This window comes from Stenotrophomonas sp. 63632_Sma (assembly GCF_056482875.1).
Map to the genome: position 1 here is coordinate 1,431,773 of NZ_CM151220.1, position 16,089 is coordinate 1,447,861.

Genomic DNA, 16,089 nt, shown 5'->3' on the forward strand with positions numbered 1-16,089 from the left:
TTCCGAACTCGTGGGCCGATTGTAGCCGCAGGCGCAACTGCGACTGATTCCGATTAGATCACCGTATTTTGAAATGCGGCACCCTATGCCACATCGATTCACAGGAGCCCCCCATGAAAGGCAACCCGGACGTCATCGCCTGCCTGAAGGAACTGCTGCGCGGCGAGCTTGCTGCCCGCGACCAGTACTTCATCCATTCCCGCCGCTACGAGGACCAGGGCCTGTTCGCGCTGTACGAACGCTTGAACCACGAGATGGAAGAGGAAACCCAGCACGCCGACGCGCTGCTGCGCCGCATCCTGTTCCTCGGCGGCGACCCGGACATGCGCCCGCATGCCACCGAGCCGGGCAAGACCGTGGAAGAGATGCTGCAGAAGGATCTCGACACTGAATACGCGGTTCGGAACAATCTCGCCGCCGGCATGAAGCTGTGCGAAGAGAAGGGTGACTACGTGAGCCGCGACATGCTGCTGGCGCAGCTGAAGGACACCGAGGAAGACCACGCCTGGTGGCTGGAGCAGCAGCTGGGCCTGATCAAGCGCATCGGCCTGGAGCTGTACCAGCTGAGCAAGATCGACGGCAACGGCGCCCCGGCGCACTGAGCCGGCACCGCGATCCGGTAGGGCCGACTGTTAGTCGGCCGCTCTCCAAACGGCAGCCGACTAACAGTCGGCTCTACCAGAGGCAAAAAGCAGCCGACCAGCGGTCGGCTCTACCAGAAGAAGCACAGCGTTCTGTCGCCCGCCAGCACCGGAGCATCGCCAGCCAGCTTTCGCCAGCCAGCCGCTCCACCGCCCGCCAGCCGACAACGAAAAAGCCGGGGAATGCCCCGGCTTTTTCGTGTCTGGTCTCCGGCAAGGCGTGTCAACCAAGGTTGACATCCACCAGGAGCAAGGCCCCAGCCTTTATTCCACCGACAGCCCTTCCACTTTCTGCCAGCCGCGCGGCAGCAGGTGGCCGCGGGTGGCGCGGGCGCCGAGGTAGGCATCAAGCTCGTTGAACTTCAGGCCCATCGTGCGCTGGCCACTGCGTACCTGCAGGGTCTGCCCCGGGCTGATCGCCACGATGGCGACCACACGTTCGGTGGCGAGCTTGGCCTTGGGGATCTCGATGATCTTGTTGCCCTTGCCCTTGTCCAGTTCCGGCAGGTCGTTGGCGGCGATCGCCAGCAGGTTGCCCGAACTGGTCACCGCCACGATGCGGTCGGTGGCGACGTTGGCCACCACCGACGGGGTCAGCACGGTCGAACCGGCTGACAGGTTCAGCATCGCCTTGCCAGCCTTGTTGCGGCCGATCAAGTTCTCGAAGCGGGTGACGAAGCCGTAGCCGTGGGTGGAGGCCAGCACGAAGCGGGTGTCCGGCTCGGCGCTGGCCAGGGTCACGAAGCTGGTGCCCGCAGCCGGCGAGAAGCGGCCGGTCAGCGGTTCACCGTTGCCACGCGCGGAGGGCAGGGTGTGCACCGGCGTCGAGTAGGCGCGGCCTTCGCTGTCCAGGAACGCGACCTGCTGCGTGCTGCGCGCACGCACCGCGCCCTGCAGGGCGTCGCCGTCGCGGTAGGACAAGGCGGACGCATCGACGTCGTGGCCCTTGGCGGCGCGGATCCAGCCCTTCTCCGACAGCACGACGGTCATCGGCTCGCTCGGCACCAGCTCGGTCTCGTCGATGGCCTGCGCGGCCTGGCGCTGCACCAGCGGCGAACGGCGCGCGTCGCCGAATTTCTTGGCATCGGCGGTCAGTTCGTCGCGGATCAGCTTCTTCAGCTTGGCCTTGCTGTCGAGGATGCCGAGGATCTTCTCGCGCTCCTTGGCCAGCTCGTCCTGCTCGCCACGGATCTTCATCTCTTCCAGGCGGGCCAGCTGCTTCAGCTTGGTTTCCAGGATGTACTCGGCCTGGTCGTCGGACAGGCCGAAGCGCGCGATCAGCGCCGCCTTCGGTTCGTCCTCGGTACGGATGATGTGGATCACCTCGTCCAGGTTGAGGAACGCGACCAGCAGGCCTTCCAACAGGTGCAGGCGGCGCTCGACCTTCTGCAGGCGGTGCTGCAGGCGGCGGGTGACGGTGTTGCTGCGGAAGGTCAGCCATTCGCTGAGCAGCATCTTCAGGTTCTTCACCTGCGGACGGCCGTCCAGCCCGATCACGTTGAGGTTGACGCGGTAGCTGCGTTCCATGTCCGTGGTCGCGAACAGGTGGCCCATCAGCTGCTCGGCGTCGACGCGGTTGGAACGCGGCACCAGCACCACGCGCACCGGGTTGGCGTGGTCGGACTCATCGCGGATGTCTTCCAGCCACGGCAGCTTCTTGGCGCGCATCTGCGCGGCGATCTGCTCGATCACCTTCGACGGCGACACCTGGAACGGCAGCGCGGTGACCACGATGTTGTGTGCTTCCTTGGTGAAGGTCGCACGTGCGCGCACGCTGCCGTTGCCGGTTTCGTAGATGTTCCGCAGATCGTTGGCCGCGGTGATGATCTCGGCGCTGGACGGATAGTCCGGGCCCTGCACGTGCTCGCACAGGTCGCGCACGCTGGCATCGGGGTTGTCCAGCAGGTGCAGCAGTGCGCTGACGATCTCGTTGAGATTGTGCGGCGGCACGTCGGTGGCCATGCCCACGGCGATGCCGGTGGTGCCGTTCAGCAGCAGGTGCGGCAGCCGTGCCGGCATCCAGGTCGGTTCCTGCAGGGTGCCGTCGAAGTTCGGTGCCCAGTCGGTGGTGCCCTGGCCCAGTTCGCCCAGCAGCACTTCGGCAATCGGGGTCAGCTTGGATTCGGTGTAACGCATCGCCGCGAACGACTTCGGGTCGTCGCTGGAGCCGAAGTTGCCCTGGCCCTCGATCAGCGGGTAGCGGTACGAGAACGGCTGTGCCATCAGCACCAGCGCCTCGTAGCACGCGCTGTCGCCATGCGGGTGGTACTTACCGATGACGTCACCGACGGTGCGCGCGGACTTCTTCGGCTTGGACGCGGCATTCAGGCCCAGCTCGCTCATCGAATAGATGATGCGGCGCTGCACCGGCTTCAGGCCGTCGCCGATGAACGGCAGGGCGCGGTCCAGGACCACGTACATCGAGTAGTCGAGGTAGGCGCGTTCGGCGTACTCGCGCAGCGGCAGTTGTTCGAATCCGTGGAACACGGGGCGGGCAAGTTCGGTCATGCGGCGTTGTTACCTGTTGTCGGGAGGCGGCGACGGCGGTCGCCGCTCGCAATCCTGTGATTATCCGGATGCGGCGGGGGATGCCAAGCCGCGCGCAGGGTCCAACCCGGTTTCCAGGCCGTGTCCGGCCCGTGCCAGGTAGCGCCCCGGTGGCAGCCCGAAGTGGCGGCGGAACACGGTGACGAAGGCGCTGGCGCTGCTGAAGCCCAGCGCGTGGGCGATATCGGCCACGCTGCGGCCGTCGGTCAGCTGGCGCAGGGCTTCGGACAGCCGGGCCTGCTGCCGCCACTGGGCGAAGCTGAGCGTGGTCTCGTCGCGGAAGTGGCGGGTCAGGCTGCGCGGCGACAGCCCGGCCCAGTGCGCCCATTCGGCCAGGCTGCGCTCGTCGGACGGGTCGGCCAGCAGCTGCGAGGCGATCTTCAGCAGGCGCCGGTCATGCGGCATCGGCAGGTGCATGCGCTGGCGCGGCGCGGTACGGATCTCGTCCAGCAGCACATCGATGATGTGCTGGCGCTCGGGCGTGGTGTCGTAGCCCAGCGGCCATTCGCAGATGCGGTCGGCCAGCGCCTGCGCCAGCTTGGACAGGCCCAGTACGCAGGGATCGGCGGGCAGGGTGGCGCAGGCCGGTGCGGCCAGCGCCATGCCCCAGCCACGCAGCGGGCCGTCGAGGGTGACCGTATGCGGCTCCAGCGGCGGCATCCAGCCGGCCGAGCCCGGCGCCAGTGACCACGTTCCGTGCGAGGTGCGGGTGGTCAACAGGCCGCGTTCGACGCAGATCAGCTGCGCGCGCTGATGGTGGTGCCAGTCCACTTCACGGACCAGGCCCAAGGGGCTGTCGAAGCGGAAGGCGACAACCGGTGGCCCGTCATTGCGCTCGAACCAATCCAGGGCGTCGTCGCGCAGCAACCGCTTGGGAGGGGGGATTTCTGCCTTGTTCATCATATCCGCTGGCTGAAATGTGTCATCCATTGGCTGAATTGTACTACCGGGCCACCTGACCAGATCATTAAGGTAGGCGCCTTCGTTGATCCAGCCCGCTGCTGCAACACAGCATTCGATGCCAGATCGAATATTTCCATTGAGAAATATTTTTTTTGGAAGAGAATGCTCCCCCATGATCTGTCCTGCAACCACTCCCCCCAGCTTCGGCCTGCTGCTACGCCAGGTGCGCGACGGCCTGGTCCGTCAACTCGACGCATCCATGGCTGAAGAAGACCTGGGTATCGGCTTCACCCATTACATCGGGTTGAAGGTGCTTTCCAACATGGCTCCGTGCACGGCCAACGAGCTGGCCCAGGCCATCGACCAGGTGCCCAGTGCGGTGACCCGCCTGCTGGACAAGCTGGAGTCGCTGGGCTGCGTCCGCCGCGAACCGCATGCCCAGGACCGGCGTGCGCTGCAGATCGTGCTGACCGATGAAGGCCGCGCACTGTGGGCGCGGCTGAAGCTGCGTGGCGACGCGGTGATGGATTACGCCCTGCGTGATCTTTCCGCCGACGAGCGCACGCAGCTGCTGTCCCTCCTTACCCGAATCCGCGATTCCCTGACGACCCCATGAACCCGATCCCGCAATCCACTCTCCGCCGGTCCGGGCGCGCGCTGCTGGTATCAGCGCTGGCCCTGGCCCTGGCCGCCTGCGCCAGCAGTCGTGGCCTCAACCCGCAGGGCCACGTGCTCGACGTGGACAGCCTGCACAGCGAACGCACCCTGGCTGACACCGACCTGAGCGCCACCGGCTTCCCGGCGCAGGACTGGTGGAAGGCACTGGGCGATGCGCAGCTGGACGCGCTGGTCGCCGAGGGCCTGGCTGGCCACCCGAGCCTGGACGCTGCCGATGCGCGCCTGCGCCAGGCGCAGTCGCAGGTCGGTACCGCGCGTGCCGATCGCCTGCCCAGCCTGTCGGTGTCCGGTGGTTACACCGGTCTGCGCCTGCCCGAGTCGATGGCCGGCAGCGAGATGGGTGGCCATTACGCTGGCAGCAGCCAGGTCGCGTTTGATTTCAGCTATGGCGTGGACCTGTGGGGCGGCAAGCGCGCTGCCTGGGAAGCGGCCGTGGACGGCGCCCATGCCGCCACTGTCGAAGCCCAGGCTGCACGCCTGAACCTGTCCACCGGCATCACCCAGGCCTATGCCGACCTGGCGTATGCATGGCAGCTCAATGACGTGGCCGAAGAAGAGCTGGGCCGCTCGCAGAAGTCGCTGGAATTGACCCGCCAGCGCCGCAGCGCCGGCATCGACAGTGATCTGCAGGTGCGCCAGGCCGAGGCCCGCGTGCCCGCCGCGCAGCAGCAGGTGCAGGCCGCGCAGCAGCGCATCGATGCGGCCCGCACCGCGCTGGCCGCGCTGGTCGGCAAGGGTCCGGACCGTGGCCTGTCGATCCAGCGCCCGCAGGCGTTGAATCCGATGGCGTTGCAGCTGCCGGGCGTGCTGCCCAGCGAACTGTTGGGTCGTCGCCCGGACATCGTTGCCGCGCGCTGGCGCGTGGAAGCGGCCGACAAGCAGATCAAGGTCGCCAGGACCAAGTTCTACCCGAGCTTCAACCTGACCGCACTGGCTGGCGTCGTCGCACCGAACGTGGGCGATCTGCTGAAAAGCAGTTCGACCTTCGCCTACATCGGACCGGCGCTGAGCCTGCCGATCTTCGAAGGCGGCAAGCTGCGCGCCAACCTGGCCAACACCGATGCGCAGTACGACCTGGCGGTGGCCAACTACAACCAGACCGTGCTCGATGCACTGCGCGACGTGGCCGACCAGGTCAACGCGGTGCGTTCGCTGGCACAGCAGGCGCATTCGCAGCAGCAGGCGGTGGATACCGCACGTTCGGCCTTCGACCTGGCCCAGCAGCGCTACCGCGCCGGTATCGGCAGCTACCTGGACGTGCTGACCGCGCAGTCCACCCTGCTGCAGTCGCAGCAGCAGCTGGCCGGCCTGCAGTCGCAGCAGGTGCAGACCTCGGTGCGCCTGAGCAAGGCGCTGGGCGGTGGTTTCCAGCCCTCTGACGCCGACCGCGCACCGATCGCCTCCCATTCCGATTCCTCGCATTCCTGAAGACTTCCGCCATGAGCCAGACCCAAGACACTGCGGCCCCGGCCGCCCCCAACCGCCGCGGCAACCTGCTGCGCGGCCTGTTCGTGATCGTCGTGCTGCTGCTTGCCGCACTGGCGCTGTGGTACTTCATGTTCGGCCGTTGGTTCGAAGAGACCGACGACGCCTACGTGCAGGGCAACCAGGTGCAGATCACCCCGCTGGTGGCCGGTACCGTAGTCGCCATCAACGCCGATGACGGCATGCGCGTGGAGCGCGGCCAGCTGCTGGTGCAGCTGGATCCGTCCGACACCGCAGTAGCCCTGCAGCAGGCCGAAGCCAACCTGGCCAAGACCGTGCGCCAGACCCGCGGCCTGTACCGCAGCGTGGAAGGTGCGCAGGCGGACTTGAACGCCCGCCAGGTGACCCTGAAGCGCGTGCGCGACGACTTCGCCCGCCGCAAGGATCTGGCCGCCACCGGCGCCATCTCCAACGAAGAACTGGCCCACGCCCGCGATGAGCTGGCCGCTGCCGAAGCGGCCGTGGCCGGTTCGCGCGAGACGGTCGAGCGCAACCGCGCGCTGGTCGACGATACCGTGATCGCCACCCAGCCGGATGTGCAGGCCGCCGCCGCGCAGCTGCGCCAGGCCTTCCTCAACAACGCCCGCGCCGGCATCGTTGCGCCGGTCACCGGCTACGTCGCCCGTCGTTCGGTGCAGGTCGGCCAGCGCGTGCAGCCGGGCAATGCCCTGATGGCGGTGGTGCCGACCGAGCAGATGTGGGTCGAGGCCAACTTCAAGGAAACCCAGCTGCGCCACATGCGCCTGGGCCAGGAAGTGGAGCTGAAGTCGGACCTGTATGCCGGTGACGTGAAGTACAAGGGCCGCGTCCAGAGCCTGGGCCTGGGCACCGGCTCGGCGTTCTCGCTGCTGCCGGCGCAGAATGCCAGCGGCAACTGGATCAAGATCGTTCAGCGCGTGCCGGTACGCATCGCCATCGATGCCAAGCAGCTGGCCGAACACCCGCTGCGCATCGGCCTGTCGATGAAGGCCGAAGTGAGCCTGCGCGACCAGAAGGGCGAAGTGCTGCCGAGCACCCCGGCCAAGGGCACGGTGTTCGACACCGACGTGTATGCCAAGCAGCTGCATGATGCCGACGAGGTGATCCACACGATCATCCAGGGCAACCTGCCGCAGCAGGCGAAGGTGGGCTGAGGTCGCCATGTCCGCACAAGCTCCAGCCGCGCCCGGTGCTCCGGGCGCCCCGGCGGCGCCGGGTGCGGCCTCCGGGTTCCTGCCGCCCAGCGTCGCCCTGTGCACCGTCGGCCTGGCGATGGCGTCGTTCATGCAGGTGCTCGACACCACCATCGCCAACGTCTCGCTGCCGACCATCGCCGGTAACCTCGGCGCCAGTTCGCAGCAGGCGACCTGGGTCATCACCTCGTTCGCGGTCAGCACAGCCATCGCGCTGCCGCTGACCGGCTGGCTCAGCCGCCGCTTCGGCGAACGCAAGCTGTTCGTCTGGGCCACGCTGGCCTTCGTCATCACCTCGCTGCTGTGCGGCCTGGCGCAGAGCATGGGCATGCTGGTGCTGTCGCGTGCGCTGCAGGGTTTCGTGGCCGGCCCGATGTACCCGATCACGCAGTCGCTGCTGGTCTCGATCTATCCACGGGAGAAACGCGGGCAGGCACTGGCGCTGCTGGCGATGATCACGGTGGTGGCGCCGATCTGCGGCCCGATTCTCGGTGGCTGGATCACCGACAACTACAGCTGGGAATGGATCTTCCTGATCAATGTGCCGCTGGGCATCTTCGCTGCGCTCGTTGTGGGCAACCAGCTGAAGGGGCGCCCGGAGCACATCGAGAAGCCGAAGATGGACTACGTCGGCCTGGTCACCCTGGTGATCGGTGTCGGTGCGCTGCAGCTGGTGCTCGACCTGGGCAACGACGAGGACTGGTTCTCGTCGATGAAGATCGTGGTGCTGGCGTGTGTGGCCGTGGTCACGCTGACGGTGTTCCTGATCTGGGAACTGACCGACAAGGATCCGATCGTCGACCTGAAGCTGTTCCGGCATCGGAACTTCCGCGCCGGTACGCTGGCGATGGTGGTGGCCTACGCGGCGTTCTTCAGCGTGGCGTTGCTGATTCCACAGTGGTTGCAGCGTGACATGGGCTACACCGCGATCTGGGCGGGCCTGGCGACAGCGCCGATCGGCATCCTGCCGGTGATCATGACCCCGTTCGTGGGCAAGTATGCATCGCGCTTCGACATGCGCATGCTGGCTACGATTGCGTTCATTGTGTTGTCGATGACCAGCTTCCTGCGTTCGAACTTCAACCTGCAGGTGGACTACAACCATGTGGCGGGCGTGCAGCTGATCATGGGCATCGGCGTCGCGCTGTTCTTCATGCCGGTGCTGCAGATCCTGCTGTCGGACCTGGATGGACGCGAGATCGCGGCGGGCTCAGGCCTGGCCACCTTCCTGCGCACGCTGGGTGGCAGCTTCGCGGCGTCGCTGACGACGTGGCTGTGGGCGCGGCGCACCCAGGTGCACCACGCCGACCTGACCGAGCACATCTCGGTCTATCAGCCGGGCATGCAGGACCAGGTGACAGCGATGGGGCAGGGCGACCTGCAACATGGCGCAGCGGTACTGAACAACATGATCAACCACCAGGCATCGCAGATGGGCTTCAACGACATCTTCTTCCTGCTGGGCTGGATCTTCCTGGCGATCATCGCGTTCCTGTGGCTGGCCAAACCGCCGTTTGGCGCAGGCGCAGGTGCGGCCGCCGGTGGCGGACACTGAAACTCCCTGGAAACACGTGCTGTATTTTGACCCCGCCGCAAGGCGGGGTTTTTGTTTGTGCACCGCGGGTCGCACAGGCCCTGCCCTTGGGGTCCTGCCGTGGCGCAGGTTCAGCGCGTGCGATAGACGCGCTTGAACTCCACCCGATCGCAGAACAATCGGGAGATGGCCCACATTCCCGCCACAAGTACGGCGCCGCATGTGAGCCAGCCAGCCGTGGCCTGTAATCGGCTGCCGACCAGTGCGCCGCAGATGATGGCGGCAACAAAGACCAGCATTACGGCCTCCTTCGATGCGCCGTAGTGGACCTCGGCCTGGCATCCCACGCATACGCGTACGCCGTGGTTCGAGCCTGTATGGCAGTGAGGGCAGATGATGCTGCGCTGCATGGGTGCGTCCTTTGGGGAAGGGGGAGGGCGCTGGTCAGGTCGTGGCGATACACCTGCAACCGGCTTCTGTAAATCTGCCTTCCACCGAAAAGGAATCGGGTAAATCTCGACTAGGAAAAGTACGAATTGAACGGCTGACGTGAAATGCGCCCCAAAAGGAGGCCGTTCAAGGCCTGGTAACGACGCGCCGGGAGGAGGTATGCAGCAGCAGGCGACTGCCGGGTGGTGCTAGATACGACAGTTCCAGCGGTAGATGCGATGCCAGGCTCGCCAAACCCCGGAAACGAAAAAACCCGCTTTCGCGGGTTTGATCATCTTGAGTCATGGTGCCCAGGAGAGGACTCGAACCTCCACGGTTTTACCCGCTAGTACCTGAAACTAGTGCGTCTACCAATTCCGCCACCTGGGCGACTCAGGAGATGAATTATGGGGAGCGACAGAAGATGTGTCAACAACATTTCACACCTTTTTCTGCGGCTGTACGCCCAGGTGAAGCAGCAGGCTGCGCATCGCCGATGACAACTGCGCCCACTCGGCAAAACAGGCGCACAGGCGGCGCTGTGCCCATGCATCTGCGAGCGGTACGGCGACGGTATGCGTGCTGCGCCGATGCTGGCGGGCGATGGTCCGCGGCACGATGCCGACACCAATGCCGTGGCCGACCATGATGCATACGCCTTCGAAGGTCTTCATGCGGATGCGTACATCCAGGCGCCGCCCGATGTCGCGCGCCTGGTCCTCGATGTAGGTCTGCAGTGCATTGCCATCGGCCAGTGCGACGAAGGTCTCGCCGGCAACATCGGTGAAGGCCACGCTGCGCCGCGATGCGAAGCGGTGGTCTTCGGGCAGCAGCATCACCAGCGGATCTTCGGCGACCACATGCTGCTGCAGGCCGGCAGCGTCGACGGCATCGCTGATGATGCCGGCCTCGGCCTGGCCAGCACTGATCGCACGCACGACTTCAGGGCTGGTGCGCTCCAGCAGTTCCACGTGCAGGCGCGGGCGTTCGGCCAGCCATGGTGCGAGCCGCGAAGGCAGGTAGTTGGTCAGCGCTGCGGTGTTGGCATACAGATGCAGGGTGCCGCGCGCACCGTGCGCGAACGCCTGCAGTTCACCGCGCAGCTGTGCCTGCTGCTGCAGGATCAAGCGTGCATGGTGGGCGAGCGCGGCACCGGCTTCGGTCAGGCTGACGCCGCGTGGGTGCCGGTTCAACAGCGGGGTACCGGCATCGGCTTCGATCGTGCGCAGGCGCTCACTGGCTGAGCCCAGTGCCAGGTTTGCCTGCGCGGCACCGGCCGTGATGCTGCCCGCCTCGGCAATGGCCAGGAACAGGCGCAGGTCGGCGATATCCATCCGCATGTGATGCCCTCATCGCAACGCCTGCGCCTTCGGATCAGCCGAAGGCGAGGCCGGGAAGACCGCATTGTGCGCCGAGCGGCCGGCCGATCCAATGAAGGCATGAATGAATCGATGTACTTCTACGTGCTGCTGGTGGTGGTGTTCGTGCTGGCCGGTGTGGTCAAGGGCGTGACCGGCATGGGCTTGCCGACAGTGGCGATGGGTCTGCTCGGTGGCGCGCTGTCGCCGGTGGCGGCGGCATCGATGCTGTTCATCCCCACCTTCGTCACCAATGCGTGGCAGCTGTTGTCCGGCCCCTCACTGGGCCACATCGTGCGGCGCCTGTGGCCGATGATGCTGGCCGTGGTGGTGGTGACGCTGGGTTCGGCAGCGCTGCTGGTGCGGGTCGATCGCACCTGGTCGCGTGTTGCGCTGGGCGTTGCGCTGGTGGTTTATGCGGCCTATGCCCTGCTTGCGCCGGTGTTCCGCGTGCCGCAGCGGCGCGAGCGATGGCTGGGGCCGCTGGTGGGGGCGTTGTCGGGTGTGGTGACCGGCGCCACCGGCGTGTTCGTGATGCCGGCGGTGCCGTACCTGCAGTCGCTGGGGTTGCAGCGCGAGGAGCTGGTGCAGGCGCTGGGACTGGCGTTCACTGTGTCGACGATTTCGCTGACCACTGGCCTGGTGCTGCACGGCGCATTCGGCATCCAGCAGCTGGGGCTGAGTACGCTGGCGGTGCTGCCGGCGTTGCTGGGCATGTGGCTGGGCCAGGCGATCCGCCAGCGCATCAGTGCGCGGGTGTTCCGTGCCTGCTTCCTGGGCTTCCTGCTGTTGCTGGGGCTGGAACTGGTGATGCGGCCGCTGTTGTGATGCCGGCCGCCGGTCGCGGCGATGCCGAATCACGGGCATGAAAAAACCCGCTTTCGCGGGTTTTTCTCATTCTCGACGTGGTGCCCAGGAGAGGACTCGAACCTCCACGGTTTTACCCGCTAGTACCTGAAACTAGTGCGTCTACCAATTCCGCCACCTGGGCGTCGAGGAGCGAGATTATGGGGTGTTGTTACGGGGGTGTCAACACCCTTGTGAAGATCATTGCCGATACCGGGTCGGAGTTCCTTCCTGGAGGAGAAAGAGTCGAGCCTCAGGGCCGGATTACAGGCAAAAAAAATCCCCGCCGAAGCGAGGAGTTTTTTCGTTGGTGCCCAGGAGAGGACTCGAACCTCCACGGTTTTACCCGCTAGTACCTGAAACTAGTGCGTCTACCAATTCCGCCACCTGGGCGTTCCAGAGGCGCAATTGTGAAGATGAATCCGCAGGCTGTCAACGACTTCCTGAATATTTTTCATGCAAGGCCTTCAAGACAGCCGCTGACCCGTTCTGCACGCCGTCAGCGGCTACCATGTAGGGCGATGACTACCAAAAAACCAAGCAAGGGCGGGAGCACCTCCCGCAGCCAGGCCCCGAAGAAGGGCGCCAAGGCGGGCACGGCCCGCACCACCAAGCCGGGCAAGCCGTTGCCGGGCTGGTTCCCCGAATTGAATGAAGGCGGCGCACCACCGCGTGGTCGCAAGGTCCGCAGCGCCGATGCCGCCGCTCCGGGCCCGGCCCCGGGCCGCAAGCTGCCGCCGACCGGCAAGGTGATCGACGATCCCTATGCCGCCCGCGAAGCCGAGAAGTACGAACAGCCCATCGCCAGCCGCGAGGCCATCCTGGCCCTGCTGGAGCGCTGCGAAGGGCCGCAGACCGCCGAAGAACTGGGCGCGCGCCTGGGCCTGACCGCGCCGGACCGGGCCGAGGCGCTGTCGCGCCGGCTCGGTGCCATGGTCCGCGACGGCCAGTTGGTGCAGAACCGTCGCGGCGGTTTCGCCCCGATCCAGACCCTGAATCTGGTCACTGGCGTGGTGATCGCCAACCCGGAAGGGTTCGGTTTCCTGCGCCCGGTCGAGGGCGGTGACGACCTGTTCCTGCCGCCGTATGAGATGCGCAAGGTCATGCACGGCGACAAGGTGCTGGCCCGTGTGACCGGCATCGACCATCGTGGCCGTCGCGAAGGCAGCATCGCCCGCGTGCTCGAGCGCGGCATGACCCGCCTGATCGGCCGCTTCAGCATCGAGATGGGCATCAACTACGTGGTGCCCGACGACAAGCGCGTGCAGCGCAACGTGCAGGTGCCGCCGGACCAGACCGGTGGTGCGCGCGATGGCCAGCTGGTGGTCTGTGAACTGACCCAGGCGCCGGACAGCCGCCGCCCGCCGATCGGCCGCATCATCGCCGTGCTCGGCGACAAGCTGACCGCCTCGCTGGTGGTGGAAACCGCCATCCACGGTCATGAGCTGCCGTTCGAGTTCCCGCAGGAAGTGTTGGACGAAGCCGCCTCGGTACCGCTGGTGGTCGAACCGGCGATGATCGGCGACCGCGTCGACCTGCGCAGCACGCCGCTGGTCACCATCGATGGCGAGGATGCCAAGGACTTCGACGACGCGGTGTACTGCGAACCGAATGCCGAGGGTTTCCGCCTGGTGGTGGCGATTGCCGATGTCTCGAACTACGTGCGCCCCGGCACGCCCCTGGATGAGGAGGCGCAGAAGCGCGCCACCTCGGTGTACTTCCCGGGCTTCGTGGTGCCGATGCTGCCGGAGACGCTGTCCAACGGCATCTGCTCGCTGATGCCGAAGGTCGACCGCATGTGCTTTGTCTGCGACATGCAGATCGACCGCGACGGCCTGGTCACGCATTCGCGCTTCTACGAAGCGGTGATGAACTCGCACGCGCGCCTGACCTACACCCAGGTGTGGAAGGCGGTGGGCGAGGACGATGCCGATACCAAGGCCTGGATGGGCGACCTGCTGCCGCAGGTGCAGCGCCTGCACCAGCTGTACAAGGTGCTGTCCAAGGCACGTGCCAAGCGCGGCGCCATCGAGTTCGAAAGCAGCGAAGTGCGCTTCGTGCTGGACAACCGCGGTGAAGTCACCCAGGCCGGCATGCTGGTGCGCAATGACGCGCACAAGCTGATCGAGGAATGCATGATCGCGGCCAACGTCGAGGCGGCCAGGTACCTGCTGTCGCGCCATGTGCCGGCCCCGTACCGCATCCACGAGAAGCCGCCGGAAACCAAGTACGCCGACCTGCTGGAATTCCTCAAGGAGTTCAAGCTGAGCCTGCCGCCGTGGTCCAAGGTGCGTCCGGGCGATTACACCAAGCTGCTGAAGAAGATCCGGGATCGCCCCGATGCCACGCTGCTGGAATCGGTGCTGCTGCGCAGCCAGAGTCTGGCGATCTACAGCCCGGAGAATCACGGTCACTTCGGCCTGGCGCTGGAGGCGTACGCGCACTTCACCTCGCCGATCCGTCGCTACCCTGACCTGCTGGTGCACCGCGCGATCAAGCACGCGTTGTCCGGCAAGCCGCTGGACAAGTTCACCTACAACGCACGCGAAATGGCTGCGCTGGCGCTGCAGTGCTCCGAGCGTGAGCGCCGTGCCGATGAGGCCGAGCGCGAGGTCGACGAGCGCTACCGCGCCGCGTGGATGGAAAAGCACGTAGGCGGGCAGTTCGACGGTGTGATCAGTGGCGTGACCAGCTTCGGCCTGTTCGTGGAGCTGGACGAGTCGAAGGTGCAGGGCCTGGTCCATGTGACCCAGCTGCCGCAGGACTATTACAAGTTCGACGCGACCCGCAAGACGCTGACCGGCGAGCGCCGTGGCAGCAGCTACCGGCTGGGCGACCGCGTGCGCATCCTGGTGCTGAAGGCCAGCATGGAAGAGCGCAAGATCGACTTCCGCCTGGTCGAGCACAAGGGCGAAGACGAGGGCGATGGCCTGCCGCCGCTGCCCGAGCGTGGCAAGCCGGCCAAGCGCGCGAAAAAGCAGTATTGAAAGGTGTGCCGACCAACGGTCGGCACCCACCTCACCCGGTCGGCACCCACCTCACCCGATAGGTGCCAACCGTTGGTTGGCACGACGTTTCGGAGGAACTCACAATGCAGGGCCAACCCGAATACAGCGGCGGCTGCCAGTGCGGCGCGATCCGCTTCCAGGCGCGAGGCGAGCTGACCGACAGCTCGATCTGCCACTGCCGGATGTGCCAGAAGGCCTTCGGTGCCTATTACGCGCCGCTGGTGTCGGTGCGCGGCGTGCAGTTCAGCTGGACCCGCGGCCAGCCACGCTATTTCCAGTCGTCCAACGTGGTGCGGCGTGGCTTCTGCGCCGACTGCGGTACCCCGTTGACCTATGAAGCCCCCGACGGCGTTGCCGTGGCCGCTGGTGCCTTTGACCAACCCGAACGCCTGCCACCGACCATCCAGTACGGAGTCGAACGCAAGCTGCCCTTCGTCGACAGCCTGGCCAGCCTGCCGGCGCGGCGTACCGAGGAAGACATCGCGGCGCTGGAGTTCCTGGCCACCATCGTGTCCCACCAGCACCCCGACCACGACACCCCGCACTGGCCGCCGCGCAGCCGATAACACACCTGTAGCGCCGAGCCCACGCTCGGCTGGCGGGTTGCCGCTGCCTGAACCAAGGGCAGCCGATCGCAGGCCCGGCTCCCCAGAAGGCTGGCCGCAGCGCCCGGCCCGCCGATGCTCTACCATAGCCACCCCCTTTCCGGTCCCCGCCCGCATGAGCAAGAACAGCCAGTGGATTGTCGGCGTCAACGCCGTCGCCTCCTCCATCGAGAACGACGCCGAGAACGTCCGCGAAGTGCTGGTCGAGGCCGGTGCGAAGAACCCGCGCCTGACCGAGATCGAGGAAAACGCCCGCCGCAAGGGCATCGACGTGCGCAAGGTGAACAGCCAGGCGCTGGACGGTGTCGGCGGTTCGGTACGCCACCAGGGCGTGGCCGCGCGCTATGCCGCCGCCCGCACCTACAGCGAGAACGAGCTGGAAGGCCTGGTCACTGCAGCCGAGGGCAAGGCCCTGCTGCTGGTGCTGGACGAGGTGCAGGACCCGCACAACCTGGGCGCCTGCCTGCGCTCGGCCGCTGCCGCCGGCGCCACTGCCGTGATCATCCCCAAGGACAAGTCGGCCACGGTCAATGCCACCGTGCGCAAGACCTCGGCGGGTGCCGCCGATCTGATCCCGGTGGTGGCGGTGACCAACCTGTCGCGCTGCTTGAAGGACCTGCAGAAGCAGGGCGTGTGGATCTACGGCCTGGCCGGCGAAGCCACCGCCTCGCTGTACCAGCTGGACCTGAAGGGCAACATCGCCCTGGTGCTGGGCGGTGAAGCCGATGGCCTGCGCCGCCTGACCCGCGAGAACTGCGATGGCCTGGTCAAGATCCCGATGCCGGGCGAGATCGAGAGCCTGAACGTCTCCGTCGCTGCCGGTGTCAGCCTGTTCGAGGCCGTGCGCCAGCGCGGTTGATCGGCAGCAGCGGCTGTGTCGACC

The 16,089-nt window shown here is 66.3% G+C and carries 13 protein-coding genes and 3 tRNA genes; 9 read left to right on the forward strand and 7 right to left on the reverse strand.

Features of this window, described 5'->3' with window-relative positions; translation table 11 throughout:
- Positions 1-113: 113 nt before the first annotated feature.
- Positions 114-602 (forward strand): bacterioferritin, encoded by a 489-nt coding sequence (gene bfr / locus ACZK45_RS06540; RefSeq protein ID WP_004151115.1) that lies wholly within the window; start codon positions 114-116, stop codon positions 600-602.
- Between the two features lie 303 nt (positions 603-905).
- Here the strand turns inward: bfr and parC are convergent, their stop codons facing one another.
- Entirely contained in the window at positions 906-3,149 is a 2,244-nt protein-coding gene (parC, locus tag ACZK45_RS06545; protein WP_121503835.1) for a DNA topoisomerase IV subunit A, read from the reverse strand.
- 60 nt (positions 3,150-3,209) lie between these two features.
- Positions 3,210-4,091 (reverse strand): helix-turn-helix domain-containing protein, encoded by an 882-nt coding sequence (locus ACZK45_RS06550; RefSeq protein WP_180849161.1) that lies wholly within the window; start codon positions 4,089-4,091, stop codon positions 3,210-3,212.
- 172 nt (positions 4,092-4,263) lie between these two features.
- On the opposite strand from ACZK45_RS06550, the gene emrR reads away from it, so the two are divergent.
- The 4 genes from emrR to emrB are packed head-to-tail and all read left to right on the forward strand — an operon-like array spanning position 4,264 to position 8,981.
- The gene (emrR, locus tag ACZK45_RS06555) at positions 4,264-4,707 is read left to right on the forward strand and encodes a multidrug efflux system transcriptional regulator EmrR (protein ID WP_032127923.1); all 444 of its coding nucleotides are present in this window, start codon (positions 4,264-4,266) and stop codon (positions 4,705-4,707) included.
- Entirely contained in the window at positions 4,704-6,197 is a 1,494-nt protein-coding gene (gene emrC / locus ACZK45_RS06560; protein WP_049463707.1) for a multidrug efflux transporter outer membrane subunit EmrC, read from the forward strand. The genes emrR and emrC overlap by 4 nt, the downstream gene beginning before the upstream one ends.
- An 11-nt stretch (positions 6,198-6,208) precedes the next feature.
- Positions 6,209-7,387, forward strand: coding sequence for a multidrug efflux MFS transporter periplasmic adaptor subunit EmrA (gene emrA, locus ACZK45_RS06565; protein WP_125893864.1), 1,179 nt, complete (start codon positions 6,209-6,211; stop codon positions 7,385-7,387).
- A 7-nt stretch (positions 7,388-7,394) separates the two neighbouring features.
- Positions 7,395-8,981, forward strand: coding sequence for a multidrug efflux MFS transporter permease subunit EmrB (gene emrB / locus ACZK45_RS06570; RefSeq protein WP_032127920.1), 1,587 nt, complete (start codon positions 7,395-7,397; stop codon positions 8,979-8,981).
- 110 nt (positions 8,982-9,091) lie between these two features.
- Here the strand turns inward: emrB and ACZK45_RS06575 are convergent, their stop codons facing one another.
- The 3 genes from ACZK45_RS06575 to ACZK45_RS06585 all read right to left on the reverse strand — a co-directional run bounded on the left by ACZK45_RS06575 (position 9,092) and on the right by ACZK45_RS06585 (position 10,729).
- On the reverse strand, positions 9,092-9,370 hold the full coding sequence (locus ACZK45_RS06575; protein WP_125893866.1) for a hypothetical protein: 279 nt from the start codon (positions 9,368-9,370) through the stop codon (positions 9,092-9,094).
- A gap of 324 nt (positions 9,371-9,694) precedes the next feature.
- Positions 9,695-9,779, reverse strand: a tRNA-Leu gene (locus ACZK45_RS06580).
- Positions 9,780-9,829: 50 nt separating this feature from the next.
- Positions 9,830-10,729, reverse strand: a complete 900-nt coding sequence (locus ACZK45_RS06585; protein ID WP_277778643.1) for a LysR family transcriptional regulator — start codon at positions 10,727-10,729, stop codon at positions 9,830-9,832.
- 99 nt (positions 10,730-10,828) lie between these two features.
- Here ACZK45_RS06585 and ACZK45_RS06590 point away from each other — a divergent pair, with 99 nt between their 5' ends.
- A complete protein-coding gene (locus ACZK45_RS06590) occupies positions 10,829-11,575 on the forward strand; it encodes a sulfite exporter TauE/SafE family protein (RefSeq protein ID WP_253143320.1) in 747 nt (248 codons plus the stop codon).
- A 78-nt stretch (positions 11,576-11,653) separates the two neighbouring features.
- Here the strand turns inward: ACZK45_RS06590 and ACZK45_RS06595 are convergent.
- Together ACZK45_RS06595 and ACZK45_RS06600 are read right to left on the reverse strand one after the other, a co-directional pair.
- Positions 11,654-11,738 (reverse strand) — tRNA-Leu (locus tag ACZK45_RS06595).
- Positions 11,739-11,901: 163 nt separating this feature from the next.
- A tRNA-Leu gene (locus ACZK45_RS06600) sits at positions 11,902-11,986 on the reverse strand.
- 128 nt (positions 11,987-12,114) lie between these two features.
- On the opposite strand from ACZK45_RS06600, the gene rnr reads away from it, so the two are divergent.
- From rnr to rlmB, 3 genes are all read left to right on the forward strand, one after another.
- Positions 12,115-14,580: a ribonuclease R gene (gene rnr, locus ACZK45_RS06605; RefSeq protein WP_125893870.1), complete on the forward strand. Its 2,466-nt coding sequence runs from the start codon at positions 12,115-12,117 to the stop codon at positions 14,578-14,580.
- A 104-nt stretch (positions 14,581-14,684) separates the two neighbouring features.
- Complete coding sequence (locus ACZK45_RS06610; protein ID WP_182267514.1) at positions 14,685-15,167, forward strand: GFA family protein; 483 nt, start codon at positions 14,685-14,687, stop codon at positions 15,165-15,167.
- Positions 15,168-15,321: 154 nt separating this feature from the next.
- Positions 15,322-16,065 carry a 23S rRNA (guanosine(2251)-2'-O)-methyltransferase RlmB gene (gene rlmB / locus ACZK45_RS06615; RefSeq protein WP_005408775.1) on the forward strand — a complete coding sequence of 248 codons (744 nt, stop codon included), beginning with the start codon at positions 15,322-15,324 and terminating at the stop codon, positions 16,063-16,065.
- The last annotated feature ends 24 nt before the right edge of the window (positions 16,066-16,089 follow it).